Below are 25,681 nucleotides of genomic sequence, written 5' to 3' on the forward strand. Positions count from 1 at the left end.
TCAGAGCAGCCACAGGCCGAGGCCGGTGACCAGGATGCCGGTGGCGATCAGCAGCGGGCCGAGGAGGTGGTCGCGGGGGCGGTCGGCGCCCGGGCGGATGCGAATGGTGGAGGCCAGTCCGACGCCGAACAGCAGGACGCCGATCGAGGTCAGGATCACCCACAGCGCGACAGTGTGACCGGAGATCATCGGGTCGTCGGCAGGGCGGCGGTTCGGGGGCGCTCGCCGGGCGCAGACGGGGTGTGGGGTGCGGCCATGGTGGGTCCTCCTGCGGTGTTCCGCACGACGCTACCCGCGTCCACAACAAGACTCCGCCACAGATTGGCAAAGCCTTCACCGCAACCGGTGGGCGGCCCTCCCGAAACCGGTTTTTGACGGAGCGTCAGCTTCCACATGCGGTCCAACCGGCGGTGACGGCCAGTCTCCGACTCCCAGCGAACGCCCAGGAAACTCACCGGCCGCTCGGAGGGGGGTTCCGAGGTGGTTGCGCAGGCGGTGAGGAGAACGCGTCGGGGGCGCGGCGGCTTTGCGGAGGTCCCGCACACAGGCCCCCGGCCCCGGCCCGGCACCACCTTGCCGGGCCGGGGCCGGGGGCCCCGTGCGAGGGAGAGTCAGGCGACCGGGACGGAGGGCGGCGCCACGGGGGCCGCGGCGGGGGCCTCCTGCTTCGCGGCGCGGGCCGCGGCCCGGCGGGCGAGGAAACGGTTGACCAGGGTGACCACCACCCAGGCGTAGGCCCAGCCGACCAGCACGTCGATGATGAAGTGCTCGCCGCCGTAGACCAGGGCGAAGCCCATGGCCAGGGGGTACGCGGCGAGGATCACCCGCATGGTGCGCCCGGCCCGGGGCCAGAACACCAGGGCGATCATCATCGGGTACGCGGAGTGCAGCGAGGGCATCGCGGCCACGTCGTTGGCGAACCGGCTGCCGTTCTCGAAGATGGTTCCGGCCCGGTGCAGGCCGCTGTTCTCCAGCACGGCGTTGACTATCCGGTCGACGGCGGGCAGGTGGTTCTCGATCGCGGCCAGCCACGGCGGGTCGGCAGGGTAGAGCACATAGGTGAGGAAGCCGGCGAAGGTGATGATCAGGTAGCAGGCGAGGAAGTGCCGGAAGCGGGCGTGGTTGCGCTTCCACAGCACGGCGAGGATCCCGAAGACGGCGAAGAAGTGCGACATGTAGACGACGACGATCGCGTAGTCGTACCACTGCGGGTGCCCGGGGTGGTAGAGCAGGTGCTGCAGGCGCACCGTCCAGGTCTCACCGAAGCCGAGCACCTTGTCGAAGGCGATCTGTGGGGCGTAGTGCGGCCGCCAGGGGGTGTGCGCACCGTAGCCTCTGAGCAGCGAGTAGGCCCAGACCACGGCCATCACCGGCACCCAGTCGCGCAGCACGTACAGCCAGCCCTTGCGGCCGCCGCTGTGCACGGAGGCCGCGACCAGCGCGGCAATCAACCAGAGGAAGACCACGTCGTTGGCGTACGGCAGTCCGTAGACCGCGAGGTAGCGCCAGAAGGCGAGGGCGAACAGCGGCCAGGCGAGGTGCCTGGGGCGGAGCCGGGCCAGCAGTTGGACTGCCAACGAACGTGACCGGGCTGCCAGGTGGGACGAGTCGATCATGCGTCACGAAGCTAGCAAGAGCGTCTTTGAGAAACCTCGAGCCGCGCGCCCGGGCTCCCAGTGAATTCACAGACGGCACACGGACGGGGGACGGTGCCCACCGGCCCGACACTTTCAATGCTCGACATTAATAATGGCGAGTATTAACCTGTTGGGCATGGCAACCACATCGGACTCCGACGGCACCTCCGGCACCACCCGGGAGCGACTGATCCGCGCCGCCGAGCAGCAGTTCGCGGCGCAGGGCGTGCACGGCGCGCAGCTGCGCGAGGTGGTCCGGCAGGCCGGGCAGGCGAACCCGTCCGCCGTGCAGTACCACTTCGGCTCCCGCGAGGGCCTGCTGGACGCGGTGATGGCGGAGCGCCAGCGGCGCACCGAGCGGGCGCTCGCCGAGCGGCTGCCGGAGCCCGAGGGGCGGCCGCTGGCCGAGCTGCTCGGGGCGCTGATCGACGCCGAGTCCACCGAGCTGCGCACCGCGCGCGGCCGGGACTGCCTGCGGATCTCCACCCAGGTCAGCCACGACAGCGGCATCCGCGAGCGGCGGCCGCACCCCGGTCTCGCGGGCAGCCTGTACTGGCGGCTGATCAGCGAGCTGGAGGCCCCGCTGGTGGAGCTGCTGCCGGAGCCGGTGCGGCTGGAACGGATCGACCTGGTGCTCACCCTGATCGGTGCGGCACTGGCCGAGCGCGCCCGGCAGCTGGCCGGGGGCGAGCGCACCCTGACGGACGACGACGGCTACCTCGCCGATCTGGTCTCCGTCTGCCACGCCGTGCTGACGGCGCCTCCCGCCGGGGCAACCAAGCCGCCGGCCGGGCCGTCCACACCGCCGTCCACAGCGCCGGACGGGCCAACGGACGGGCCGACGGCACCGCCGGCCGGGCCGGCCACAACGTCGGACGGGGCGCGACCCGCCCCGGTCCGGCCGAACCACCCTGCACCGGGCGCGGGCGACCCGTCCGGTGCGCAGCAGAAGAACGCAAGGAGCAAGTCATGAGCGAGCTGTCCGGCAAGACCGTCATCGTCACCGGCGGGGCCCGCGGCCTGGGCGCCGAGACCGCGAAGCAGGCGGTCGAGGCCGGTGCGAACGTGCTGATCACCGACGTGCTGGACGCGGAGGGCGAGGCGACGGCCGCCGCGCTCGGCGAGCGGGCCCGCTACCGCCACCACGACGTCACCTCGGAGCAGGACTGGGCGGACGTCGTCGCCTTCGCGCAGGCGGAGTTCGGCGCGGTGCACGGGCTGGTGAACAACGCAGGCATCTCCACCGGCATTTTCCTCGCCGACGAGTCGGTGGAGCACTTCCGCAAGGTCCTGGACATCAACCTGACCGGCGTGTTCATCGGCATGAAGACCGTCATCCCGGCGCTGCGCGCGGCCGGCGGCGGCTCGGTGGTCAACATCTCCTCGGCGGCGGGCCTGATGGGCCTCGCGCTGACCGCCGGCTACGGCGCGTCCAAGTGGGGCGTCCGCGGCCTGACCAAGATCGGCGCGGTGGAGCTGGGCGTGGACCGGATCCGCGTCAACTCCGTGCACCCGGGCATGACCTACACCCCGATGACGGCGGCCGTCGGCATCGAACGCGGTGAGGGCAACTACCCCAACACCCCGATGGGCCGGGTCGGCGAGGCCCCCGAGATCGCCGCGGCCACGGTGTTCCTGCTGTCCGACGCGGCCTCCTACATCACCGGCGCCGAGCTCGCGGTGGACGGCGGCTGGACCACCGGCCCGACCGTCCGGTACGTGATGGGCCAGTGAGCCGCCGTCCCTGAATCCGCCACCGAGCTAACACCCCTGACATGGTGTCGAACACGGTGTCGGACGGCCGGATCAGTCGAGCGGGGCGGACTCCCCTTGCGCGAGACGCGTGTAGCGGGTGCCCGCCTCGCCGTCGAGCCAGCCGTCGAAGTTCGCCGTTCCGCGCTCGCTGTGGTACGCGTCGTGGATCGGGACGGTGCGCTCCGGGCGGACGGCGCGCACCAGTTCGAGCGCCCCGCGCATCGTCAGCCACGGGCCCGAGGAGGGCAGCAGCAGGGTGCGCACCGGCTCGTCCGGCTCGTGCAGGGAGTCGCCCGGGTGGTAGACGCCCTCGACCAGGTAGCCGAGGTTCGGGCAGTCCGGGTAGTTGTCGATCACCTGGGCGTGCCGTCCGCCGACGGCGCGCACCGCGAAGCCGCCCGCCTCGAACCGCTCCCCCACCGCCAACGGGCGTATGCCGTCGCCCAGTTCGGCGACGATGCCGTCCGGGGCGAACACCTCCAACGCCGGGTCGGCCTTCCGGGCCGCCGCCAGCAGCTCGTGGTCCACATGGTCGTGGTGCCCGTGGGTGATCAGCACCGCGCGGACTCCGGCGAACGCTTCCGGCTCCGTCCAGCACCCCGGGTCGATCAGCACGGACTTCTCGCCGTCCTCGATCCGGACGCACGCGTGGGCATACTTCGTCAGCAACATCGGGCCAACCTACCCTCGCCGCCCGGACGCCGCTTCCCCTTTTCTGCATGCCCCGTATGCCCCCTGACGCTCCGTCAGCATCAGGGGGCGTACGGCGGGTCTCAGCCCGTGGCGGCTTCGCGCAGGCGCTTCTTGTCCGGCTTGCCGACGGGCGTCAGCGGGATCTCGTCGAGCACGTGCAGCACCTCGGGGGCGTAGATCCGCCCCTTGCGCTCGATGACGAAGGCGCGGAGTTCGTTCAGCTTCGGCCGCCGGCCCGGGGCGGGGACCACGGCGACGTGGACGTGCTCGGTCTCCTGGTCGTCGCGGACGCCGAACACGGCGCAGCGGGCGACCGTCGGGTGGGTGAGCAGGAGGTCCTCCACCTCGGACGGGTAGACGTGCCCGCCGACCACGATGATCAGGTCCTTGACCCGGTCGGAGAGGTGGATGAAGCCGTCCTCGTCGAAGTAGCCGACGTCGCCGGTGTTCAGCCAGCCGTCCTGGAGCACGGCGGCGGTGAGGTCGGGGCGCTTCCAGTACCCGGCCATCAGGCTGTCGGAGTGCACGTGGATCTCGCCCTGCTCACCGGTCGGCAGTGCGGCGCCGTCGAGTCCGCGGATCTCCACCTGGACGCCCGGCAGGGGCCGGCCGACCGGCACCGGTTCGCCGTTGGCGACGCGGTCGTGGTCCGCGGGGCCGAGCACGGTGATCAGTTGGGCCTCCGACATTCCGTAGCCGGCGACCAGGACCGGCCCGAAGACCTTCAGCGCCTCGCGGATCCGGGTCGGCGAGGCGGCGCTGCCGCCGTAGATGATCTGCCGCAGGCTGGACAGGTCGGTGTGGCCGATCGCCGGGTGGTCGAGCAGGCGGTACAGCAGCGCCGGCAGCACCCAGAACTCGGTGATGCGTTCGCGTTCGACGGCCGCCAGGACCGCGCCGGGGTCGAAGGAGCGCAGCAGCACCACCGTGCCGCCGCGGAACAGCGTCACGTCGGCGAGCACCCCGGCCAGGTGGGCCAGCGGGGTGGCGACGAGCAGCCGGGGCGGGTCGTCGGCGGAGTCGGTGCCGATCGGGGCGTCGAAGACGGCGCGGTAGGGACCGTGCAGGGTGAGGATGCCCTTGGGGATGCCGGTGGTGCCGCCGGTGTGACGGATGCTCTGGTCGTCCTCCGGCCCGATCCGCACGTCCGGCGGCTCGGCGGGCCGGTGGGCGGCGGCGGCGATCACGTCCTCGCCGATGGCGCGTTCGCCGACCGGGCCGGGGCCCAGGGTGAGCACGGTGGGCACGTCGGTCAGCGGGATCAACTCGGGTGCGTCGGCGAACCGTTCGGCGTCGACCAGCAGCACGGAGGTGTCCACGCTGGCCGCGATCTCGGCCAGGGTCGGGGCGCTCATGCCGTCGTACAGGTTCACCACCCGGGCACCGGCCAGGCCCGCCGCGAACCGGGCGCTCAGCGCCTCGGGGGTGTTGCCGGTCAGCAGGGTGACGGTGCTGCCGAGGGTGACGCCCCGGGCGATCAGCTCGTGGGCGAGGCGGTAGGTGGCGGCGGCGAACGCGCCGGCGGTGATCTCCCTGCCGTCGGCGGCCACCAGGGCCCGGCGGTCGGGGTCGGCGGCGAGCGACTGGAGGACGGTCGCGGGACCGCTGACGAACTCCGCGTCAGGCGTGGCCACTTCTTCGTTGTGGTTGGCAACCATGGCCTCAGGCTAACCCCGGCACGCCGCCGTACCGGGCAGGTAGCTCCGCCAAATGGCGTGAACACTCCTCCGACGGCGCATTTCTGACGTCGTGTCAGGTCAGTTTTCGGACCCCGCCTCGGCGGGGCCGACGATGCTGCAGATGCCGTCCGGGGAGCAGGTGGCGGGGTCGGTGGCCCCGGCCCGCGCCGCGAGGCCGCGCAGCGCCTCCCGGGTGGCGGCGAGTTCGGCCATCCGCCGTTCGATGTCGGCGAGGTGCACGTGGACGAGGTCGCTGACGTGGCCGCACGGCGCGTGTCCGCCGTCGCGCAGGACGAGGACCGAACGGATCTCGGCGAGGGTCAGCCCGGCACGCTGCGCGTCGCGGACGAAGGCGAGCCTGCTCACGGCGCTGTCCGAATAGTCGCGGTAACCACCCGGGGTGCGCGGCGGCGCGGGCAGCAGGCCGCTGTCCTCGTAGAAGCGGAGGGTCTTGGCCGTCAGCCCGACCCGGGCAGCGAGCTCGCCGATGCGCATGCGTTCCAGGCTACCGCTTGACCTTCCAGCGGGATGGAAGGTTTAGCCTCGGAAGACGGCCCGAAGACTGGAGGAGCGGCACATGCGGATCATGGTCCTGACGGTGGCGGACTGCCCGAACGCGCGCCCGGCGCTGGAGCTGGTGACCACCGCGCTGGCCGCGCGGAGGGCCGAGATGGGCTTGGCCGAGATCCTGGCCGGGGTGGACCCGGCCGAGGCGAACCTGGCCGAGGCGAACCCGGCCGAGGCGAACCCGGCCGAGGCGAACCTCGTCGGGGTGGACCTGGCCGAGGTGGACCTGGCCGAGGTGGACCTGGTGGAGGTGGACCTGGTGGAGGTGGCCGACGAGGCCGAGGCCGCCCGGCTCGGCATGTACGGCTCGCCGACCGTCCTGATCGACGGTGTCGACCCGTTCGCCCCGCCCGGCGCGGAGCCGAGCCTCTCCTGCCGCCTCTACTGGCACCCCGACGGCACGATGTCCGGCCTCCCGGACGCCGACGCCCTCCGCCGGGCCCTCGCCGGGAAGGCCGCACCGGCGGCCCACGGCGGAACGACGGACTGCTGCCCGAACAACTGACGGGCACCCGCAGGGGCTGCGGAAGTCACACGCCCCGGGCACCATCGGCAGTCAGCCCCGCCCAGCCGGAGGGGGCGAGAGCGCCCGGCCCCAGCCACCCGCAGTGGCCAGGCCCGCAGGTGAGGACACGGCACAGCCGACGCGGGCCGAGGGCGGCCGCGAACAGCCCGGCGAGCCGGGCGGCGTCGCACAGATCCTTGACCCGGACCCGGCCCCGGCCGCCGGATTCCACGCGGGCGACAGTTCCCCACCCGCCGTCACCACCCCGCTGCCGTCACCCACACCGCGCACCGCCACCGTCACCGCATGACGCCCCCCCGTCACCGCCGCCCGCGCCACCACCGCCGCCCCGGCCGGCCCGCGCTGCCGTCACCCACACCGCGCACCGCCACCGTCACCGCATGACGCCCCCTCTCGCCACCGCCCCGCCGCCGTCACCTTCACCGCGCACCGCCACCCCTCGCCGCCCCGGCCGGCCCGCGCTGCCGTCACCCACACCGCGCACCGCGCACCGCCACCGCATGACGCCCCCTCTCGCCACCGCCCCGCCGCCGTAACCTTCACCACTCACCACCACCCCTCGCCGCCCGGGGCGGCGGTGGTGCTTCGGTCAATACTGTTACTGCACACGGAAGTTATGTTGACGAACAGGTAACACTGGGCAACACTACTGACGCGACCACGTCACTCCAGGCCGCAGCAGCGTCACCCAACCGCACGGCACCCGGTCACCGGATGGTGCGGTGGCCTGCCGTGCCCTCTTGTCAGGAGGACCGCCATGGCAGCTCCTACCCTGCACGCGCCGATGGGCGAAACTCTCGTCACCGACGAGGAGTTCGACCTCATGATCGGCGAACTGGAGCTGGACGCTCCGGAGAACGCGCCGAGCGCCTCGACCTGTGCCGTCCAGCACATGTACTGCGCTCTGCAGTAGGGCTCTTCCTCAGCACTCTCGCTCGAACAGCTCTCCCGAACAACGCTGCGGTGCCGCCGAGTCCGGCGGTGCCCGGCTCCTGCTGTGCCACTTCTACCGACAGGGGACACCGATGGAGACTTCGACCGTTCTGACCGCCCGCACCGCGGACGAGGAGTTCGACCTGGTGATCGGCGACCTGGAGCAGGGCCTCCCGGAGGCCGACGCCGCGCACTCGACGTCGACCTGCATCCGCATCTACTGCACCCCGTACCTCTAGGCATCGGGCGCAACGCGGAACCGCGACGCCGCGCAGCGCCGGCCCGACCGGCCGCGCGGCGTCGCGCATCGACCACCCGGACCAGGAGCCGAATGGAACTGCGCGACCACGGCGGCGCCACCCGCGCGCCCGAACTCCCCTCCGCAGCACGCCGGTTGCTGACGGCGCTGGCCGAGGGCAGGGCCGGCCGGGCGTTCCCGCCGGTGGCCGTCCCCGGCCCGGACGGAACCCTCGTCGTCGCACGCTCGCTGGGTGGCCCGTCCGACGCGCGGGCCCTGGCCCATGCGCTCGCCGACGCCCGCTTCGCACCGCTGCACGAGGTGCTGCGGCGGATCGGCGCCTGGTCCGCGCAGGCCGACGCCGACGAGCGGCTGATCGATCCTCGGCTCCTGCGGCCGGAGAACGCGGACCTGTTCGGGCCGCTGCTCACCGAGATCCTGGAGGCCTGCGTCGACGGACCGCCCGGACGCGCCGCCGCCTTCGCCGCCCAACGGGCCGGCCAGTGCCTGGAGTTCCTCGCCCTGTTCCTGGAGCGGCTGGCCCGCGACCGGCCCTCCGAACACCCCGTCACCGGCCTGTGGGCGAACGGCGAGGAGACTCACAACGGCGGCCAGCGGGTGCTGCGCGTCGAGTTCGCCGACGGCGCCCGGCTCGCCTACAAGCCGCGCCCGGCGACCGGCGAGATCCTCTTCCTGGCCACCGAGGACTCGGTGTTCGCCCTGCTCAACGCGCTGCCCCCGGCGTCCGGCCCGGTCCGGCTGCCGACGATGCGGACCTGGCCCGGCAGCGGCCCGGACGGGGCGTGCTACTCCTGGCAGGAGTGGATCGGACCGCCGGACGCGTGGGGTGTCCTGCGCGCCGGCGACGAACTCTCCCTGCGCGGCGCCGTCCTCGATCCGGCGGCCGCAGAACGGTACTGGCACCGCGTCGGATCGCTGGCCGCCGCCGCGTTCGCGTTCGGGATCACCGACCTGATCGGCGGCAACGTGCTGATCGGGCAGCGCCCCGAGGACGGCGAGCCGCTGCTGTTCCCGGTCGACCTGGAGGCCTGCTTCGGCGATCTCAAGCGGCTGTTCGAGACCGGGCTGCTGTTCGACCCCGCGGTCTCCGCGCACCACCACACCGGTCTGGAGAACGTCGCACGCTGGTGCGACCTGGACGGCCCCGCGACGTGCTGGCTCCCGCAGCCGGACGGCTCGCTGCGACTGGAACGGCGAACCGTGCCGGTGGCCCGGACCGAGACCCGCACGGTGGTCGGCGACACCGAGGGCCGCACCGGCTACGGCCCCCACCTGACGGCGATGCTGCGCGGCATGTTCGACGCCTGGACGCTGATGTGCCGAAACCGCGCCCGGATCGCCGAGTTCCTCGCGGAGCGGGCCGCCGACCACATGGTGCGGGTGATCGCCCGCCCGACGGCGGAGTACCCGAACGGCGGCGAAGTCCCGTTCACCGAAGGCGAGTCGGAGCAGCTCGCACGCGGCGACGTCCCCTACTTCTTCCGCACCGCCGACGGCGGCCCGCTGCTCGCGATGCGGATGCCGCCCGGCCGCGAGCTGCGCACACACCCGGCCGACGCCCCGACCTGGAACGAGCACCGCCCCTGGCCGCCGGTCGCCGCCGTCCGCGAGGGCGGAAAGCTCGACCTCGCCGGGCTCGGCATCGCCCTGCGCGACGCGATCGAGCACGTGTACGGCGACCTGGAGCCCCGGCCCGACGGCGCCCCGGAGCAGCACCGCCCCGACCCGGAACCCCGACCCGACGGCCAGTCAGGGCAGCAACGCAACCGCCAGGAGCCCCAGCTCGACGGCCAGTCAGGACAGCAACGCAACAGCCCGGAACCCCCGCCCGACGCCGAGTCGAAGCAGCGGCGCAGCGACCTGGACGACCCCGGGCGCGGCGTGCGGATCGGCCTGCGCGGCCCGCGCGAGGGCGAGGTGTCCTTCGACTGGCCGGCGGCGGCGCGCCGTATCACCTACCGGTGGGACGAGACGACGCTGCGGCTGAGCATCGACCCGTTGAACGGGACACCTCCTCGGACGGCCGACGAGATCCGCGAACGGCTGCTGCGCCTGGGCCGGATCGACGCCTCGCTGCGCGACCCCTGGGCCACCGGCGGCTTCACCGACACCGTGCTGGAGGCGAAGCTCGACCGGCTGACCGCCGCCGGGATCGCCTGGCTGCGCGGCGTGGTCGCCGAGCAGGGCTGGCCCGGCCGCACCCTGGTCGGCGACGAAGCCGCGATGGCGGCGAGCGCGCTGCTCCAGCACCACACTGGCGACCTCGCCTTCCCGCGCGAGTGCCTGGCCCTGATCGAGGCCGCGGCCGAGACCGGTGACATGTTCCCGCGCGACGCCGCCTACCTGACCGACTCGCTGCGGCGGGCCGAGGGCCGCCCGCAGCTGTACGGCACGAAGTTCGAACGGGCCGCGGGCGGCGACCTGCGGCCGTATCCGATCGAGGACGAGCAGCGGGTCGACGAGCGCCGCGCAGCGGTCGGCCTCGGTCCGCTCGCCGACTACGCGGCACTGCTGACGGAGAAGTACCCGGCGCCCGAGAACGAAGGGGTACAGGCGTGACCACCACCGACTGGACCGAACTCCTCGCCCGTGTCTGGGGCAAGGAGCCCGCCGTGCTCCCGGCCGTCGCCCCGGCGGACCCGGCGCACCTGCACCGGACGATCGTCGCCGCCTGCGAGCCCTTCCGCGCCGGAACGGTCTTCCAGACCCTGCCGCAGGTCCGCCTGCACACCCCGCTCGGCTGGCTCGGCGCACCGGGCCACCTGCTGCCCGACGCCGCCGACCCGAGCCCCGCCGCCTACCGGGCCCGGCTGCGCGGCGAGCCGCCCGGCAGCGGGCCGGACGCCGGGTTCCTGCTGAATGTCCGTCAACCCCTGCACACCGACTGGTCGTTGTGGTCGGCGGTCCGCGACGCCCTCGCCGAGCTGTGGCGCCAGGTCGGCCTGCCGTGCCTGCCGGTCGAGGCCGAGCTGACCGAGGGCGACGGCTTCACCCGCGCCCGGAACCTCGGCCTCCCCTCCGAGCATGCGGTGCTGGCCTGGGTGCTGGAGGGCGCCCTGGAGGCCGAACTGGCCGAGGCGGACGGCGAGTTCCGCGTCCTTCGGGCCACCGCCGGCGAACTGCTGTACCTGCCGGAGGGCTCCCGCTGGCGTGAGCACCACCTCGACGGCTGTCTGACGCTGCGGATCTCCGTGCCCCGCGCCCAGCGGCTGGCGACCGGAGCGGTCAAGGCGCTGCTGGCCGAGGCCGTCCGGGACCGCGCCGACTACGACGGCACGGTGCCCTGCCTGCCCCACCCGCCGCCCGCCGACGGGCCGCACGCCCCGGCCGAGCCGGTGATCGCCGCCGGCGAGGCGGTCCGCGCGGCGGCCGGCGGCGCGGAGCTGCCCACCGCGCTGCGCACCCGGTGGGCGGCCTGGTGGTCCTCTGCCGGGCTGGACCCGGCGCCCGGCCCCCGCGCCGACGTGCCCGTCACCCCCGGGCAGCGGCTGCGGGTGGTACGCGGGGTCGTCCGGCTGCCGGACGGGCCCGGCCGCTGGATCTGGGCCGTCAACGGGCACGCCTTCCCGATCGGCGGCGCCGCCGGCGAGCGGATCGCCCGACAGCTGTGGGCCGGCCGGGAGTTGACGGTCGGCGAGCTGTGCCGGGCGGTGGGCGCGGACGAGCACAACGGCACCGTGGCCGCGCTGGTGCGCAAGCTCCACCGGCTGCGGGCCATCGACCTGACCGACAGCGGGAGGACGGACGGATGACGACCGCACACGCGAGCGACCTGGCCATCGTCCGAGGCCCCCTCGACTGGGACGAGTTCACCGCGCAGTACTGGGACCGCCGCCCGGTGCTGATCAAGGCCGTCCGCCCGGCGCCCTTCGAGTCGCGCGAGGTCTTCGCCGCCACCGCGGCCGCCACCCGGCCGCCCGGCCCGCATCTGATGCCGCCGACCGCCCAGTTCGCCGTCGGACGCTTCCAGCAGTCCGAGCCCGCGGACTGGTTCCCGCGTGCCGGGGACGGCGCCTTCGACGGCTACCGGCGGCGGCTGGACGCCGAGTTGGCGGCGTTCTCGGCGGAGCGCCGGTACGCGCTGGTGGTGCACGCCTTCCACGCCTTCCACGCCGAGCAGTGGGAGCGCCAGCGGGCGTTCTTCGATCCGCTGTGGGAGCGCACCGGGCTGCCGGTGTCGGGGCCGATCACCACGCTCTTCCACGGCAACTACGAACACACCCCGGTCGGCGTCCACCGGGACCGCTTCGCCACCTTCCTGTTCGCCCTCGAAGGCCACAAGCGGATGCGGTTCTGGCGGGAGTGCCCGTGGACCGAGCCGGTGACCACCAAGCTGGACTACCAGGACCACCTGGCCGCCTCGTTCACCGCCGAACCCGAGCCCGGCGACCTGCTGTACTGGCCCGCGAGCTACTACCACGTCGGCGAGAGCGTGGACGGCAGGGCCGCGACCAGCGTCAACGTCGGCGTGCCGCGCGAGGCGCACCGTGCGGTCTACGACGTGGACGACCTGCTGCTGGGCCGCACGCCGGACGCCATGGTCGATCCGGACGCCGCGCTGGTGCGGCTGCCCACCGCCACCGCCCCGCTGTCGGTCCCCGAACCGCCGCCGGACGGCGCGCTGCCCGAGGCGCTGGAGCAGACCCTGCGGCTGCTCCAGGAGTACCGCGACCCCGCCCGGATGCGGGAGCGGGTCGCCGAGCTCTCGCTCCGCAACCTGAGCGCGTCCGGCCTGTGCCCCGTCCCGCCGCCCGGGGCGCCGCAGCCCCTGGAGGACGGCACGGCCGTCCGGGCCCGCGCCCGGGTGCTGTACCAGCCGGCCGACGGGACGCTGCTGGTCGCCGCCAACGGGCACCTGCTGCGCAGCCCGCTGACGCAGCATCAGGTGCGGCCGCTGCTGCGCCGACTCGCCGAACCGAAGCCGGTTCCGGTCGGCGACCTGCTGGCCGCCCTGCCGCCCGCCGCCCGGGCGGACGCCCGCCACCTGCTGGAGACGCTGGAGAGCTTCCGTGCCCTGACCCGCGACCGGTAGGGCGCCGGTCACCAGATGGTGATGTCGAGCCTGACCAGGCCGAGGTCGTACGGGATGTCGGCGATCCGGACGGCGATCACGGCGCCTTTGCTGCTGGTCAGGCAGAGGGTGGAGCCGACCCGGATGCCCTTGGCGTCGTTGGCGGGCCGTTCGGCCGCCGTCCAGTAGCGGAAGCTCTTGATGGTGCCGGCCCGGGCGGCCTCCCGGCAGCCGGCTTCGGTGAGGTCGGCGCCGGCGGGCAGCACCGCGGCGAGGTTGCCGAGGACGACCGTCGGGGCCGGATGGTCGTGGACGACCAGCTCGTAGGACTCCCGGTCGGCCTCGGACATCGCGTTCCAGTCGTCGTCGGTGACGAGCGTGGAGAGCGGTCTGTCGTTCGGCGCGTCCAGGTCGATCAGCTCGTAGCCGCTGCTGACCACGTCGAGCTGGAACGAGACGGTGCGCGGCCCCCCGGCGCTCGGGCTCGGCTCGGCGGACGGATCGGGAACGGGCGCGGGCGTTGGCGCCGGGGCGGGTTCCGGCGACGGCCGGGCCGGCGGCACGTGCGGGCCGGTGACGGCGCCGCTGGGCTTGACGCCGATCGGGAGCGCCGTGATGATCCCGGCCGCGTTCATCGCGAGGACCGCGATCGTGGCGACCGTCCCGACGATGGCGAGCGACAGCAGGATGGCGCGCCGGTCGGCCGGGGTGTCCGGGGCCTCCCAGGAGACGCCGTCGCGGCCGGCGTGGAACGTCATCCGCTCCGGCACGTGGCCCTCGTCGGGGTGCGGGCCGTCGGGCTGCTCCCCGTCGTGAGGCGGGTGCCCGGAGTCGGGTGCGGTCACGTGGCTCTCCTGCGGTCAGATCTCGTTCGCCACCGTACAGTTGCGCCGCGCGCCGCCGAGGTGGGCGATGACCGCCGTCAAGGCGCGTTCGCGGCTTCTCTGCTGGGCGCATGCCCCGTCGCGGCACCGGCGGAACTGATCCTTCCGGGGTGCGCACCGATCGGGTGAATCGCTCGTTCGAGCGACCCGTGCGACGAGTGGCTGACGAGTCGTCAGGCAGTGGCGGACTCGATCCGCTCCACGATCAGTTCGCAGAGCTCGTGGGTGCGCAGCGCGTCGCCGGCGTCCAGGGTCTTGCCGGCCCGCAGCGCGTCCAGGAAGTGCAGCACCACCTGCTCGATGCCGCGCTGGCGGGCGACCGGCACCCAGTCGCCGCGTCGGCGGACCGTCGGCTGGCCCTTGTGGTCGACGACCTCGGCCAGGTTGTGGACCTCACGCTTGGAGTCGGCGCCGGACACTTCGAGGATCTCCTCGGTGGAGCCGGACACCCGGTTCATCAGGCCGAGCGCGGTGAAGCCCTCGCCGGCCAGCGTGAGCACGACGTGCTCGACCAGCCCGTCCCGGGTGCGGGAGCGGACGTCCACGTGCTCGATCTCTCCGGGCGCCAGGAACCGCAGGGTGTCCACCACGTGGATGAAGTCGTCGTAGACCAGCGTGCGCGCGGCCTCCGGCAGCCCCTCGCGGTGCTTCTGCAGGACGATCAGGTCGCGCGGGCGTTCGGCGGCCAGCAGGTAGCCGGGCGCGTACCGCCGATTGAAGCCGACCATCAGCGAACGGCCGGTGCTGCGCGCCAGGTCGACCAGGCGGCGCGCGCCGTCGAGGTCGTAGGCGAGCGGCTTGTCCACGTACACGTCGACGCCCCGGCCGAGCAGCTTCTCGACGATCGGCACGTGCTGGTCGGTGGCGGCGTGCACGAACGCGGCCCGGATGCCGGAGTCGATCAGCTCGTCCAGGTCGGTGGTCCGGAACGGAATCCGGTAGGCGTCGCCGATCCGGTCCAGCTTGGCCCGGTCCCGGGTCATCAGCCGCAGGTCCAGGCCGGGTTGGGCGGCGAGAACCGGCAGGTACGCCTTCTGCGCGATGTCGCCGAGCCCGACGACGCCGATCGGAAGGACGGTGCGGTCGGTCTCGAAATCGCTCATCTGGGCACTCCTGCTGGGACGGTGACGGCACCGGCAGCATATGTCAGACCCGCGTTGAGCAGTCGAAACGGGGGGCGGCCGGGCCCGGCCGCGAACACCGGGCCCGGCCGGGCGGTCAGCAGGACAGGCTGCCGCCGCCGACGTCGGTGCCGAGCAGCGCGACGAACTGCTTGTAGAGGTTGATCCGGTCGTTGCGCTCGTCCGGATTCTTGCCGTTGCACTCCAGGTCTCCGTTGATGGACCGGATGGTCTCCCCGAAGCCCTTGTTGTTCACCATCGCGTCGTGCGGCGTCATGGTGCCCGCGCCCTTCTGGGTGTCCCAGAACCACAGCGCGGTCTTCCACGAGGTGGCCGGGTTCTTCTCCACCTGCCACGGGTCGTGCAGCAGGTCGATCCCGAGGGCGTCGCCGGCCGCCTTGTAGTTGAAGTTCCAGCTGATCTGGAGCGGCCCGCGCCCGTAGTAGGCGGACCTTCCCGCGGGACAGTCGTACGGCTGCGAATCGTCGCAGTAGTGCGAGTAGTTGGCGGTGTTCTGCTCGACCACGTACCGCAGCCCGCCGGTTTCGTGGCTGACATTCGCCAGGAACGCGGCCGCTTCCCGCTTGCGCACCGCGTCACTGCCGGTGGTGGCGAACCTGGGGTACGCGCCCAGCGCGTCCGTCAGGCCCTTGTACGTGTAGAACGAATTCCGGTTCGGGAACATCTTGTTGAACTGCGCCTCGCTGACCACGAAGGACGCGGCGGAGGCGTGGCCGGCCGGCAGCGCCAGGCCGAGGCCGCTCAGCACAGCGGTCGACGTCAGCACGGAGAGGGCGCGCGACAGGGCACGGGAGAGGGACATGGGCATCCTCCGACAGTCGGAACGGACGGGATGGAGAGATGCGATTCGCCGGCGAAGCGTCAATATCCATACTGTCGAACCGACTTGAAATCACCCAAGCCTCTCGCCCCGGCTTCACCCGATCGAGCGTCCACCTGTCGTCGCGCTGCCGACGTGCTGCCGGCGGGCTGCCGACGCGCGCACCGGTTTCAGGGACGCAGCCAGTCGTTCCGCGCGGCTCGGGCCCCCGCCTGGAAGCGGCTTTCGGCGCCCAGGCGGTTCATCAGCTCTTTCATCATCCGCCGCACGGTGCGCAGGGAAAGGCCCAGTTTCCGGCCGGCGGACTCGTCCGTGTGGCCGTGGCCCAGCAGGTGCAGCAGGGCGCGTTCGGATCCGGTCAGGTCCTGGTCGTCACGGGGCGCGGGTCGGCCGAAGTCGGCTCCGCTGCGCCACAGTTCGTCGAACAGGGCGCACAGCGGCTGGACCAGGGCCGCGCCGTGCAGTTCCAGGGCGCCGCGGCGGCGGCCGTCCGGGTCGCTCGGGACCAGGGCGATGCTGCGGTCGACGATCACCAGTCGGATCGGCAGGAGCGGCACGGTCCGTATCGAACCGCCCAGGTCGGCCAGCCACCGGGCGTGGCGCAGGGTGCCGGGGTCGTTGCGGAAGCTGTCCTGGAAGATGCTGCGGACGGCCACTCCGCGCTCCAGTGCCAGCTGGTCGGGGTGCGTGCCGGCGTGGAGGTGATCGGGGCGGACGGCTCCCCCGGGCATCAGGGACAGGCATTCCTCGCGCGCGGTGGCCGCGAGTTCTTCGAGGCGGTCGCGGACGGCGTCGAGGGAGTCCAGGCGCAGGACCATCTCGTCCTCGGGCCGCCGGTCGGTGTACTCGGCGGAGAAGGCCGCGATCGCGGTCCGGGCGCTCTCCAATTGCTGCTGACGGAAGAGCAGTTGGCTCTGGTTGCGGGCGAGCAGCCTGGTCAGGCCGACTTCCGGGCTGACGGCCCGCGGCGTACGGGAGTCGGCGGCGGGCCGAAGGAGCGTCAGTTCCAGCAGTTCGTCGAGCGCTTCGCGCACCTGGGCCTCCGTCAGGTGCAGGGCGGCGGCGATCCGTTCGACTCCGCCGTCCGGCTCGGCCAGCAGGGCCCGGTAGACGTTCTCCGTCCGTGCGTTCAGTCCGAGTGCCTGCAACACCGCGCCGCCCTCCCCAGGTCGATGATCATCATCGGCTCACGGCGGTCGGGGACGCAATGCTTTCGCGGACGAAATGATCTGGCACCTAGCTGCCGAGCGACTTCCTGCCACTTCCACGGTCGTGACATGACCCTGCCCGGACGGCAAGCTCTTCCTCATCGGCGCGGAAAGCAACCCAAAAATCCGGACGATTTCCGCGAACCACCCACAGGCGCAGCATGGTTGTGAAACAGGAGGGAACAGTCGTGGCCCACTCGATACGCGTCGTGTGCACCGGCCCGGTCCTCGCATTCTCCGCCGGCCCGGGCCCCGGCGCCGCGAGCGGGGCCGCCGCTGACCGCCCGGCCGTCCGGCCCGGCTTCACCGCCACGGGTTCCGACCGGGACGCCGTCCCTCCCGCACAACCGCGCAGAGTCCACCGGATCCCGTGCATCTGGTCGCGGTGACTCTCGCGTGTCCTGACCCGGTGCCGTCGCCGCTGATGGCCGGGGCGGTCACCGATCTGATCTGGGTCCACAGCCGGCGCGAGGACCGGGTGGAACACCTCCGCTCCCGCGTCGACCGCGACCTCTGCCACATCGCTGCCGCGATCGTCGCGGACACTCCGGATGCGGCGACTGCGAACCTCCGCCGCGTCTGCGAGCGCGCGCTGCGGCACGCCCCGGCCCTGCGCGGCTGGCGCCTCGTCCTCGCCTGAGGGCGCCGTGTGCCGGGCCCCGACGCTCCCGGCCGCACGAGTGCGGCGGGCGCTCCGGAAGACGAGTGCGCGGCCGCGCCGGGAGATCGAGAACCACCTGCCCGTCTCCGTCGGAACTCCCTGCTCCGGCGACGTCGCCGGGCCGACCGACGTCCGCCGCGGGCCGGGTGCCGGGTGCCGGGTGCCGGGACGGCTGTCGCCTGCTGTTCGGCGGACTCCGATCGGTGATGCCCGTCGAGAAGGACCGACTCCCGGGCCGTCACCGGAACTCCGGCCGGCCCGACCCTTCTCCGCAGCCCTTCTCCGCGGCGGCTTCGACAGCGGCGGCCGCACCGTCCGGCGGCGGCTCCGCCGAGCGCCGCCCCGGCCGGGGCCCTCCGCCCGAGCACCCACCCGCCCGCCCGCCCGCCCGGCACCGGAACGCCACCGGGACCGGGGCCGAACCCTCCACCACACCGGAAGGAACCACCGCATGGCATCCGCCCTCAAGACCCGCAACGCCCTGACCCGGCTGCTCACGGCCGCCGCCGTCCTGAGCGGCCTGGTCCTGAGCACCGCACAGGCCCAGGCGGCGACCCCGCCGCTCCCCGAGGCACCGGCGGCCACCGTCGCGCTGCCCGTGGTGGACATGGAAGCCACCGTCCTGGCCGCCCAGATCGACCCCCGACGGCCCGACAGCACCCTGACCCCCGGGGCCCACGACTCGGTCCTGGCGGTCGAGCAGGCCCTGCAGGCCCGCGGCCTCCTCGACGCCAAGTGGGTGGACGGCTACTTCGGCACCACCACCATCGCCGCTTATGCCGCCTACCAGCGCTCCCTCGGCTACAGCGGTCTGGACGCCAACGGCCTGCCCGGCTTCTCCTCCCTCACCGCGCTCGGGCAGGGCCGATACACCGTCACCCACCAGATCGGGCCCGGCGCGAAGCTCCAGCGCGACGGATACACCGTCAACACCCGTACCCAGGCCATGCTCACCGAGGCCGAGCGTCTCCTGGGCTTCCACCTCACCCTCGACCAGGGCTCCTACAACCCCGGCGGCGACCCCACCTCCGCCGGCACCCACGACGGCGGTGGCGTCGTGGACATCAACGTCGACGGCATGACCGCCGGCACCCGCACCTCCGTCGCCCTGGCCCTGCGCAAGGTCGGCTTCGCCGCCTGGGTCCGCAACCCCACCCAGGGCAACTGGCCCTGGCACATCCACGCCGCGGCGATCAACGACACCGACCTGGCCACCCAGGCCCAGAACCAGACCGGTGACTACTACCTCGGCCTCAACGGCCTGGCCAACCACGGCGCCGACGACGGCCCCCGCATCGCCATCCAGACCTGGGAGGAGTACCAGCGCACCCACTGACCGCGCGGTACCGCCCGAGCACGACCGAAGCACCCGTCGATGACACGCCACGAAACAGAAAGAGCCATGAAGAACATACGCACCACGCTCACCGTCGCCGGCACCGCACTGGCCATGGCCGTCCCCCTCGTCGCCGCCACCTCCGCCCCGGCCTTCGCCGCGGCCCGCGACGGGGTCTGCGACGCCGGAGAGTTCTGCTACTACTACAACAGCGACAACGCGGGCTCGGTCTCCGACTTCACCGGCTCTCTCAGCAACCTCGGGGACACCCAGCCGACCTGCTACGACTTCAAGGGCGCCGGCAACGGCCAGGGCATCTGCGTCAAGAACAACGCCGCCTCGGTGTGGAACCGCTCCGGGCAGACCGTGCGCGTCTACTTCAACAGCGGCTACGCCGGCGCCTACCAGGACTTCGCCCCCGGCGCCAAGGGCAACCTCAACGCCACTCTGAAGAACAACAACGCCTCGCACCAGTTCCTCGGCGGCAACCAGTCCCCCGTCGACGACTACGACCACAGCGGCCACGGCTTCTACCCCGACCAGTGCACCGCCTTCGCGGCCTTCCGGGTCGCCACCCGCCTCGGCGTCCCGAACTTCGGCAACTCCTACGGCGGCACCTTCTGGGGCAACGCCAACACCTGGGCCGACGCCGCCCGCCGCGCCGGCCTCACCGTCAACACCACCCCCACCGTCGGCGCCATCGCCGTCAACGACGTCCACGGGTCGTTCGGCCACGTCGCCTACGTCAACGCCGTCTACTCCGACGGCTCCTTCGACGTCGAGGAGTACAACTGGAACGTCAAGACCTCCTACGGCACCCGCAGCCACGTCCACGTCAGCAACGCGGACTCCGAATTCCAGTGGATGATCCACTTCTGAGCCACCACCGGCCGAACACCTGACCGCCCCACCGCCCCACCGCCCGGGCCCCGTCCCCCGAACCACGGGGGGTGGGGCCCGGCTTCTGTTGCTCCATCGCGGCGGGCCGTCCAGCGGTCTTTCGGTGACGGGGGGTCAGTGGGCGGGAGCCGGGTCCGGGGTGGGGCGGTCGAGGTGGGCGGCGGCGTTGGCGAGGGCGTGGAGGACGGGGCGGATCAGGGGGTGGGGTTCGGCGCCGGCCCGGGTTGCGGCGAAGACCTTGCGGGTGGCGAGGGCGCTGTCGACGGGGCGGACGGCGACCCGGGCGAGGTCGGTGCCGCGGAGGGCTGAGCGCGGGACGAGGGCGACGCCGGCGCCGGCGGAGGCGAGTGCGGTGACGGCGCTGAAGTCGTCGGAGGAGTGCACCAGGCGGGGCTGGAAGCCGGCGTTCTCGCAGGCCAGCAGGACGACGTCGTGGCAGGGGTTGCCGGGGTAGGGGCCGATCCACGGTTCGGCGGCGAGTTCGGCGACGGCGACGGGGCCGGTGCCGGCGGCCAGCGGGTGGTCGAGCGGGAGGACGGCGTCGAAGGGCTCGGCGTACAGCGGGAGCCGGGTGAGCCGCCGGTCGTCGGGGCGGGGCGCGCCGCGGTACTCGACGGCGACGGCGATGTCGGCGCGCCCGTCGAGCAGCATCGGCAGGCTGGCGTCGCCCTCGGCGTCGAGGGCTTTGACGCGCAGGCCGGGGTGGCTGTCGGCGAGTGCGGCGATCGCGGGGGCGAGGACCATGGCGATGCCGGTGGCGAACGCGGCGACGGTGACTTCGCCGGCGGCGCCGGAGCTGTAGGCGGCCAGGTCGGCCTCGGCGCGTTCCAGCTGGGCCAGGACGGCGTCGGCGTGGCCGAGCAGGATCTCGCCGGCGGCGGTGAGGCGGACGCCCCGGCCGTCGCGGACCAGCAGGCTGTGGCCGGTCTCCTGTTCGAGGGCGGCGAGCTGCTGGGAGACCGCGGAGGGGGTGAGGTAGAGCGCGGCCGCCGCGGCGGTCACGGTCCGGTGGTCGGCCACGGCCCGCAGGGTCCGCAGCCGTCGTGCGTCGATCACGGGTCAATTCTGCCAGCGCCGCGACACTGCTCCGTACGGGTGAGGCGGGCCCCGGAACGGGGGCGGCGCGGGGAGCCGGGGTACGGCTCCCCGCGCCTCGGCGGGCCGTCCGGGGGGACGGTGGACGGGCGGCCCGTCGGGGGACGGCGCGGTCGAGGGTGGCCCGCGCCTGGCTGGGTGCTACTCGCCGAGCGCGGCCCGGGCGTCGATGAACGCGGCGACGGCGCGCTCGACGTCCTCGGTGCTGTGCGCGGCGGACAGCTGGACCCGGATCCGGGCGGCGCCGTGCGGCACCACCGGGTAGGAGAAGCCGATCACGTAGACGCCGCGCTCCAGCAGCAGTTCGGCGAGGCGTCCGGCCTTGGCGGCGTCGCCGACCATGACCGGGGCGATCGGGTGCTCGCCGGGCAGGATCTCGAATCCGGCCTCGGTCATCTTGGTGCGGAACAGCGCGGTGTTGGCGGCCAGCTTGGCCCGCAGGTCGTCGCTGGTCTCCAGCAGGTCGAGCACGGTGAGCGATGCGGCGGCGATCACCGGGGCGAGCGAGTTGGAGAACAGGTACGGGCGGGAGCGCTGGCGCAGCAGGGCGACGATCTCGCGGCGGGCGGCGACGTAGCCGCCGGACGCGCCGCCGAGGGCCTTGCCGAGGGTGCCGGTGATGATGTCGACGCGGTCCATCACGCCGTGCAGTTCGGGGGTGCCGCGGCCGGTGGGGCCGACGAAGCCGACGGCGTGCGAGTCGTCGACCATGACCATGGCGTTGTACCGGTCGGCGAGGTCGCAGATCTCGGCGAGCGGGGCGATGTAGCCGTCCATGGAGAACACGCCGTCGGTGACGATGAGCCGGCGGCGGGCGTCCTGGGTGTCCTTGAGCTGCTGCTCCAGGTCGGCCAGGTCGCGGTTGGCGTAGCGGTGGCGGCGGGCCTTGGAGAGCCGGATGCCGTCGATGATGGAGGCGTGGTTGAGGGCGTCGGAGATGACCGCGTCGCGCTCGTCCAGCAGGGTCTCGAAGACGCCGCCGTTGGCGTCGAAGCAGGAGGAGTAGAGGATCGTGTCCTCCTGGCCGAGGAAGTGGGACAGGCGCTGTTCCAGTTCCTTGTGCACGTCCTGGGTGCCGCAGATGAAGCGGACCGAGGCCATGCCGTAGCCCCAGCGGTCCAGCGCCTCCTTGGCGGCGTCGACGACCTTGGGGTGGTCGGCCAGGCCCAGGTAGTTGTTGGCGCAGAAGTTGAGCACCTGGCCGCCGGTGCCGGAGGTGACGGTGATCTCGGCGGACTGCGGGCTGCCGATGACGCGTTCGGGCTTGAACAGGCCGGCTTCGCGGATCTCGGCGAGGGTGGCGGCGAGGTCGTCGCGGACGGTGTCGAACACGGGGGTGTCGCTCCTTACGAGGGGTCAGCGGGCTTGCCGAGAAGGGCTTACAGCGTGGTCCAGTCGAGGATGACCTTGCCGCAGTTGCCGCCGGCGGCCTCGTCGAAGGCCGCCTCGAATTCCTGGACGGGGTGCCGGCCGGTGATCACGGGGGTGAGGTCGAGTCCGCCTTCGAGCAGCACGGACATCGCGTACCAGGTCTCGAACATCTCGCGGCCGTAGATGCCCTTGATGGTGAGCATCGAGGTGACCACGGCGGACCAGTCGATCGGGAAGTCGTCGGCGGGCAGGCCGAGCATGGCGATCTTCCCGCCGTGCGTCATGTTGGCGATCATCGACTGCATGGCCTCGGGGCGGCCGGACATCTCCAGGCCGACGTCGAAGCCCTCGCGCAGGCCGAGCTGGTGCTGGCCGTCCTCGATGGTGTGCTGCGAGACGTCCAGGGCGAGCGTGACGCCGAGCTTGCGGGCCAGCTCCAGGCGGTACGGGGAGACGTCGGTGATCATCACGTTGCGGGCGCCGGCGTGCTTGGCGACGGCGGCGGCCATGATGCCGATCGGGCCGGCGCCGGTGACCAGGACGTCCTCGCCGACCATCGGGAAGGACAGCGCGGTGTGCACGGCGTTGCCGAACGGGTCGAAGATGGCGGCCACGTCGAGGTCGACGGGGACGCGGTGCACCCAGACGTTGGAGGCGGGCAGCGCGACGTACTCGGCGAACGCGCCGTCCCGGTTGACGCCCAGGCCGATGGTGTTGCGGCACAGGTGGCGGCGGCCGGCCAGGCAGTTGCGGCACTTGCCGCAGACCAGGTGGCCCTCGCCGCTGACCAGGTCGCCGACGGTGATGTCGGAGACGGCGGCGCCGATCCGGGCGACCTCGCCGACGAACTCGTGGCCGATGGTCATCGGGGTCTTGATGGTCTGCTGGGCCCAGCCGTCCCACTTGCGGATGTGCAGGTCGGTGCCGCAGATGCCGGTGCGCAGGACCTTGATCAGGACGTCGCTGGGGCCGATCTCCGGCTCGGGGACATCGGTCATCCACAGGCCGGGGGCGGCGTCCAGCTTGACGAGTGCCTTCACTGCGAGGGCTCCTGACGCGAAGTGCGGGTGGGCCTGCGGGGTCGGCAGGTCCGGGGGCGGCCCGGCGTGCGGCGGTGAACCGGCCGGGCAGGGTGAAATCTGCCTGGTCACGGTGGGTGCGGTCCATCGAGGAATTCTTAACGGGTGCCACAGCAGGGCTGAACGATCGTGCCCGAGCAGGGCGGCGGGCCGGTCGGCGGCATGGCCGGAAGGCACCCGGACGGAGCAGTGCAACGGGTCCTGACGGACGGTCGGCCCGCCGTCCGCTCCTTGACCTGGTCTTGACAGTCGGGATTGGTCCAGTCCATTTTGTTGTCCGCGCTCCCCGCACCTCCAACCCCCACCCCCCACTGGAGGTCCCCCATGCATGCCCTCAATCGCCGTGCCACGGCCGTCGGCGCAGCGGCGCTGCTGCTGGCGGGCGCCGCGGTCGCGTCCGTCCCGGGCTCCGCGAGTGCCGCGAACATCCTGACCAACCCCGGCTTCGAGTCCGGCCTGACCGGCTGGTCCTGCTCGGGCGGCACCGGCTCGGTGGTCTCCACCCCCGTGCACGGCGGCTCGAAGGCGCTGGCCGGCGCGGTCTCCGCGACGGACAACGCCAAGTGCGCGCAGACCGTCGCCGTGCAGCCCAACACCACGTACACGCTGTCGAGTTGGGTGCGCGGCAGCTACGTGTACCTGGGCGTGACGGGCGCCGGTTCGACCTGGACGCCCGCCGCGTCCGACTGGAAGCAGCTGTCGGTGACGTTCACCACCGGCGCCGCCCAGACCAGCGCCGAGGTGTACCTGAACGGCTGGTTCGGCCAGGGCACGTACTACGCGGACGACGTCAGCCTGGACGGCCCCGGCGGCGGCCCCGTCACCGACACCCAGCCGCCCACCGCCCCGACCAACCTGGTCGCCACGGCCACCACCGCCACCCAGGTCACGCTCTCCTGGGGCGCCTCCACCGACAACGTCGGCGTGACCGGCTACGACGTGTACCGGGGCGGCACCCTGGTGACCACCGTCACCGGCACCACCGCGACCGTCACCGGCCTCACCGCCTCCACCGCGTACACCTTCACCGTCAAGGCGCACGACGCCGCGGGCAACGTCTCCGCCGCGTCCAACTCCCTTGCGGTGACGACTCCTTCGTCCGGCGGCGGCACGCCGGGCGGCTTCAAGCAGGCCGCGCCGTACCTGTACAACGGGTGGGGGAACCCGCCGTCGCCGACCACGGTGATGAACGCCAGCGGGATCAAGTGGTTCACCCTGGCGTTCGTGCTGGCGCAGAACGGCTGCAACCCGACCTGGGACAGCCAGCGTCCGCTGCTCAACGGCGTCGACCAGCAGACCATCAACGCGGTGCGGGCGGCCGGCGGCGACGTGGTCCCGTCGTTCGGCGGTTGGTCGGGCAACAAGCTCGGCCCTGCCTGCGCCGACGCGACCGCGCTGGCCGGGGCGTACCAGAAGGTGATCGACGCCTACCAGTTGAAGGCGATCGACATCGACATCGAGAACACCGACGAGTTCGAGAACTACACCGTCCAGGACCGCATCCTGGGCGCGCTGAAGATCGTCAAGCAGAAGAACCCGGGCATCCGCACCATCGTCACCTTCGGCACCGCCACCAGCGGCCCGACCGCGGACGGCAACCGGCTGATCGAGCAGTCGAAGGCGCTCGGCGCGGACATCGACGTCTTCACCATCATGCCGTTCGACTTCGGCAACGCCTCCACCGACATGTACGCCGCCACCGTCAGCGCGGCGAACGGCCTGAAGAACAAGCTGAAGTCGGTGTACGGCTGGGACGACGCCACCGCCTACTCGCACCTGGGCATCTCCGGTATGAACGGTCTCAGCGACAACAAGGAGACCACCACCATCGCCAACTGGACGGCGATCCGGGACTGGGCCAACGCCAACCACATCGCCCGCCTGGCGTTCTGGTCCGTCAACCGCGACCGCGGCTGCGCGGGCGGCGGCCTCCAGGAGACCTGCTCCGGCATCGCCCAGAACGACTGGCAGTTCAGCACCATCACGGCCGGCTTCACCGGCTGACGGTCGCGGCCGACGTCACCGGCCGACGGTCACAGTCGACTTCACCGGCTGACGACCACGGCCGACGTCACCGGCCGACGCACCGCCGTGGGGCGGGCGGCCCCGGTCTCCCCCGCGAAGA

24 protein-coding genes and 1 pseudogene are annotated in these 25,681 nt (G+C 72.7%); 13 read left to right on the plus strand and 12 right to left on the minus strand.

Annotation, left to right across the window (positions count from 1 at the left end):
* Both ACIQF6_RS18195 and ACIQF6_RS18200 read right to left on the minus strand, forming a co-directional pair.
* A complete protein-coding gene (locus tag ACIQF6_RS18195) occupies positions 1-189 on the minus strand; it encodes a hypothetical protein (RefSeq protein WP_400895980.1) in 189 nt (62 codons plus the stop codon).
* A gap of 422 nt (positions 190-611) precedes the next feature.
* Positions 612-1,616 (minus strand): phosphatase PAP2 family protein, encoded by a 1,005-nt coding sequence (locus ACIQF6_RS18200; protein WP_400895983.1) that lies wholly within the window; start codon positions 1,614-1,616, stop codon positions 612-614.
* A 157-nt stretch (positions 1,617-1,773) separates the two neighbouring features.
* On the opposite strand from ACIQF6_RS18200, the pseudogene ACIQF6_RS18205 reads away from it, so the two are divergent.
* Together ACIQF6_RS18205 and ACIQF6_RS18210 are read left to right on the plus strand one after the other, a co-directional pair.
* Positions 1,774-2,421: pseudogene (locus ACIQF6_RS18205) on the plus strand (TetR/AcrR family transcriptional regulator); the annotation flags it as partial.
* A 185-nt stretch (positions 2,422-2,606) separates the two neighbouring features.
* A complete protein-coding gene (locus ACIQF6_RS18210; RefSeq protein WP_400895986.1) occupies positions 2,607-3,371 on the plus strand; it encodes a glucose 1-dehydrogenase in 765 nt (254 codons plus the stop codon).
* A 72-nt stretch (positions 3,372-3,443) separates the two neighbouring features.
* Here ACIQF6_RS18210 and ACIQF6_RS18215 read toward each other — a convergent pair whose 3' ends face one another.
* The 3 genes from ACIQF6_RS18215 to ACIQF6_RS18225 all read right to left on the minus strand — a co-directional run bounded on the left by ACIQF6_RS18215 (position 3,444) and on the right by ACIQF6_RS18225 (position 6,259).
* Complete coding sequence (locus tag ACIQF6_RS18215) at positions 3,444-4,064, minus strand: MBL fold metallo-hydrolase (RefSeq protein WP_400895988.1); 621 nt, start codon at positions 4,062-4,064, stop codon at positions 3,444-3,446.
* Positions 4,065-4,165: 101 nt separating this feature from the next.
* A complete protein-coding gene (locus ACIQF6_RS18220) occupies positions 4,166-5,743 on the minus strand; it encodes an AMP-binding protein (protein ID WP_400895990.1) in 1,578 nt (525 codons plus the stop codon).
* 99 nt (positions 5,744-5,842) lie between these two features.
* Positions 5,843-6,259, minus strand: a complete 417-nt coding sequence (locus tag ACIQF6_RS18225; RefSeq protein ID WP_400895992.1) for a heavy metal-responsive transcriptional regulator — start codon at positions 6,257-6,259, stop codon at positions 5,843-5,845.
* Between the two features lie 82 nt (positions 6,260-6,341).
* Between ACIQF6_RS18225 and ACIQF6_RS18230 the strand changes: the two genes are divergently transcribed.
* The 7 genes from ACIQF6_RS18230 (at position 6,342) to ACIQF6_RS18260 (ending at position 13,081) form a co-directional block, all read left to right on the plus strand.
* Positions 6,342-6,836, plus strand: coding sequence for a pentapeptide repeat-containing protein (locus ACIQF6_RS18230; RefSeq protein WP_400895994.1), 495 nt, complete (start codon positions 6,342-6,344; stop codon positions 6,834-6,836).
* A gap of 103 nt (positions 6,837-6,939) precedes the next feature.
* The gene (locus ACIQF6_RS18235; protein ID WP_400895996.1) at positions 6,940-7,146 is read left to right on the plus strand and encodes a hypothetical protein; all 207 of its coding nucleotides are present in this window, start codon (positions 6,940-6,942) and stop codon (positions 7,144-7,146) included.
* Positions 7,147-7,614: 468 nt separating this feature from the next.
* Positions 7,615-7,770 carry a hypothetical protein gene (locus tag ACIQF6_RS18240; protein ID WP_400895998.1) on the plus strand — a complete coding sequence of 52 codons (156 nt, stop codon included), beginning with the start codon at positions 7,615-7,617 and terminating at the stop codon, positions 7,768-7,770.
* A gap of 112 nt (positions 7,771-7,882) precedes the next feature.
* Complete coding sequence (locus ACIQF6_RS18245) at positions 7,883-8,029, plus strand: hypothetical protein (RefSeq protein WP_400896000.1); 147 nt, start codon at positions 7,883-7,885, stop codon at positions 8,027-8,029.
* 92 nt (positions 8,030-8,121) lie between these two features.
* Positions 8,122-10,608, plus strand: a complete 2,487-nt coding sequence (locus ACIQF6_RS18250) for a DUF4135 domain-containing protein (RefSeq protein WP_400896002.1) — start codon at positions 8,122-8,124, stop codon at positions 10,606-10,608.
* Positions 10,605-11,801 (plus strand): hypothetical protein, encoded by a 1,197-nt coding sequence (locus tag ACIQF6_RS18255; protein ID WP_400896004.1) that lies wholly within the window; start codon positions 10,605-10,607, stop codon positions 11,799-11,801. Before ACIQF6_RS18250 ends, ACIQF6_RS18255 begins: the two co-directional genes overlap by 4 nt.
* Positions 11,798-13,081 carry a JmjC domain-containing protein gene (locus ACIQF6_RS18260; protein WP_400896007.1) on the plus strand — a complete coding sequence of 428 codons (1,284 nt, stop codon included), beginning with the start codon at positions 11,798-11,800 and terminating at the stop codon, positions 13,079-13,081. Before ACIQF6_RS18255 ends, ACIQF6_RS18260 begins: the two co-directional genes overlap by 4 nt.
* 8 nt (positions 13,082-13,089) lie before the next feature.
* Here the strand turns inward: ACIQF6_RS18260 and ACIQF6_RS18265 are convergent, their stop codons facing one another.
* The 4 genes from ACIQF6_RS18265 to ACIQF6_RS18280 form a co-directional block, all read right to left on the minus strand.
* Positions 13,090-13,905, minus strand: coding sequence for a hypothetical protein (locus ACIQF6_RS18265; RefSeq protein WP_400896009.1), 816 nt, complete (start codon positions 13,903-13,905; stop codon positions 13,090-13,092).
* A gap of 212 nt (positions 13,906-14,117) precedes the next feature.
* Positions 14,118-15,047, minus strand: coding sequence for a Gfo/Idh/MocA family protein (locus ACIQF6_RS18270; protein WP_400896011.1), 930 nt, complete (start codon positions 15,045-15,047; stop codon positions 14,118-14,120).
* A gap of 115 nt (positions 15,048-15,162) precedes the next feature.
* A complete protein-coding gene (locus tag ACIQF6_RS18275; protein WP_400896013.1) occupies positions 15,163-15,888 on the minus strand; it encodes a chitinase in 726 nt (241 codons plus the stop codon).
* A gap of 188 nt (positions 15,889-16,076) precedes the next feature.
* Positions 16,077-17,057 (minus strand): LuxR family transcriptional regulator, encoded by a 981-nt coding sequence (locus ACIQF6_RS18280; RefSeq protein WP_400896015.1) that lies wholly within the window; start codon positions 17,055-17,057, stop codon positions 16,077-16,079.
* Positions 17,058-17,523: 466 nt separating this feature from the next.
* Between ACIQF6_RS18280 and ACIQF6_RS18285 the strand changes: the two genes are divergently transcribed.
* From ACIQF6_RS18285 to ACIQF6_RS18295, 3 genes are all read left to right on the plus strand, one after another.
* A complete protein-coding gene (locus ACIQF6_RS18285) occupies positions 17,524-17,754 on the plus strand; it encodes a hypothetical protein (RefSeq protein WP_400896017.1) in 231 nt (76 codons plus the stop codon).
* A 472-nt stretch (positions 17,755-18,226) separates the two neighbouring features.
* Positions 18,227-19,111: a peptidoglycan-binding protein gene (locus ACIQF6_RS18290; RefSeq protein WP_400896019.1), complete on the plus strand. Its 885-nt coding sequence runs from the start codon at positions 18,227-18,229 to the stop codon at positions 19,109-19,111.
* Between the two features lie 66 nt (positions 19,112-19,177).
* Complete coding sequence (locus ACIQF6_RS18295) at positions 19,178-19,990, plus strand: CHAP domain-containing protein (RefSeq protein ID WP_400896021.1); 813 nt, start codon at positions 19,178-19,180, stop codon at positions 19,988-19,990.
* A gap of 135 nt (positions 19,991-20,125) precedes the next feature.
* Here the strand turns inward: ACIQF6_RS18295 and ACIQF6_RS18300 are convergent, their stop codons facing one another.
* The 3 genes from ACIQF6_RS18300 to tdh form a co-directional block, all read right to left on the minus strand.
* A complete protein-coding gene (locus ACIQF6_RS18300) occupies positions 20,126-21,067 on the minus strand; it encodes a LysR family transcriptional regulator (protein WP_400896023.1) in 942 nt (313 codons plus the stop codon).
* 180 nt (positions 21,068-21,247) lie between these two features.
* A complete protein-coding gene (locus ACIQF6_RS18305; RefSeq protein WP_400896025.1) occupies positions 21,248-22,438 on the minus strand; it encodes a glycine C-acetyltransferase in 1,191 nt (396 codons plus the stop codon).
* Positions 22,439-22,485: 47 nt separating this feature from the next.
* Entirely contained in the window at positions 22,486-23,517 is a 1,032-nt protein-coding gene (gene tdh, locus ACIQF6_RS18310) for an L-threonine 3-dehydrogenase (protein ID WP_400896027.1), read from the minus strand.
* A 363-nt stretch (positions 23,518-23,880) separates the two neighbouring features.
* Here tdh and ACIQF6_RS18315 point away from each other — a divergent pair, with 363 nt between their 5' ends.
* Positions 23,881-25,560, plus strand: coding sequence for a carbohydrate binding domain-containing protein (locus ACIQF6_RS18315; RefSeq protein ID WP_400896029.1), 1,680 nt, complete (start codon positions 23,881-23,883; stop codon positions 25,558-25,560).
* The last annotated feature ends 121 nt before the right edge of the window (positions 25,561-25,681 follow it).

This window comes from Kitasatospora sp. NPDC092948 (assembly GCF_044754805.1).
Lineage (GTDB): Bacteria > Actinomycetota > Actinomycetes > Streptomycetales > Streptomycetaceae > Kitasatospora.

What these genes read in the sequence shown, in the direction of transcription:
- ACIQF6_RS18200 (WP_400895983.1), bottom strand. Translation starts at nt 1,616, where the DNA reads ATGATCGACTCGTCCCACCTGGCAGCCCGGTCACGTTCGTTGGCAGTC.
- ACIQF6_RS18215 (WP_400895988.1), bottom strand. Translation starts at nt 4,064, where the DNA reads ATGTTGCTGACGAAGTATGCCCACGCGTGCGTCCGGATCGAGGACGGC.
- ACIQF6_RS18245 (WP_400896000.1), top strand. Translation starts at nt 7,883, where the DNA reads ATGGAGACTTCGACCGTTCTGACCGCCCGCACCGCGGACGAGGAGTTC.
- ACIQF6_RS18295 (WP_400896021.1), top strand. Translation starts at nt 19,178, where the DNA reads ATGAAGAACATACGCACCACGCTCACCGTCGCCGGCACCGCACTGGCC.
- ACIQF6_RS18220 (WP_400895990.1), bottom strand. Translation starts at nt 5,743, where the DNA reads ATGGTTGCCAACCACAACGAAGAAGTGGCCACGCCTGACGCGGAGTTC.
- ACIQF6_RS18240 (WP_400895998.1), top strand. Translation starts at nt 7,615, where the DNA reads ATGGCAGCTCCTACCCTGCACGCGCCGATGGGCGAAACTCTCGTCACC.
- ACIQF6_RS18195 (WP_400895980.1), bottom strand. Translation starts at nt 189, where the DNA reads ATGATCTCCGGTCACACTGTCGCGCTGTGGGTGATCCTGACCTCGATC.
- ACIQF6_RS18270 (WP_400896011.1), bottom strand. Translation starts at nt 15,047, where the DNA reads ATGAGCGATTTCGAGACCGACCGCACCGTCCTTCCGATCGGCGTCGTC.
- ACIQF6_RS18290 (WP_400896019.1), top strand. Translation starts at nt 18,227, where the DNA reads ATGGCATCCGCCCTCAAGACCCGCAACGCCCTGACCCGGCTGCTCACG.
- ACIQF6_RS18315 (WP_400896029.1), top strand. Translation starts at nt 23,881, where the DNA reads ATGCATGCCCTCAATCGCCGTGCCACGGCCGTCGGCGCAGCGGCGCTG.
- ACIQF6_RS18230 (WP_400895994.1), top strand. Translation starts at nt 6,342, where the DNA reads ATGCGGATCATGGTCCTGACGGTGGCGGACTGCCCGAACGCGCGCCCG.
- ACIQF6_RS18250 (WP_400896002.1), top strand. Translation starts at nt 8,122, where the DNA reads ATGGAACTGCGCGACCACGGCGGCGCCACCCGCGCGCCCGAACTCCCC.
- ACIQF6_RS18275 (WP_400896013.1), bottom strand. Translation starts at nt 15,888, where the DNA reads ATGTCCCTCTCCCGTGCCCTGTCGCGCGCCCTCTCCGTGCTGACGTCG.
- ACIQF6_RS18225 (WP_400895992.1), bottom strand. Translation starts at nt 6,259, where the DNA reads ATGCGCATCGGCGAGCTCGCTGCCCGGGTCGGGCTGACGGCCAAGACC.
- ACIQF6_RS18260 (WP_400896007.1), top strand. Translation starts at nt 11,798, where the DNA reads ATGACGACCGCACACGCGAGCGACCTGGCCATCGTCCGAGGCCCCCTC.
- ACIQF6_RS18210 (WP_400895986.1), top strand. Translation starts at nt 2,607, where the DNA reads ATGAGCGAGCTGTCCGGCAAGACCGTCATCGTCACCGGCGGGGCCCGC.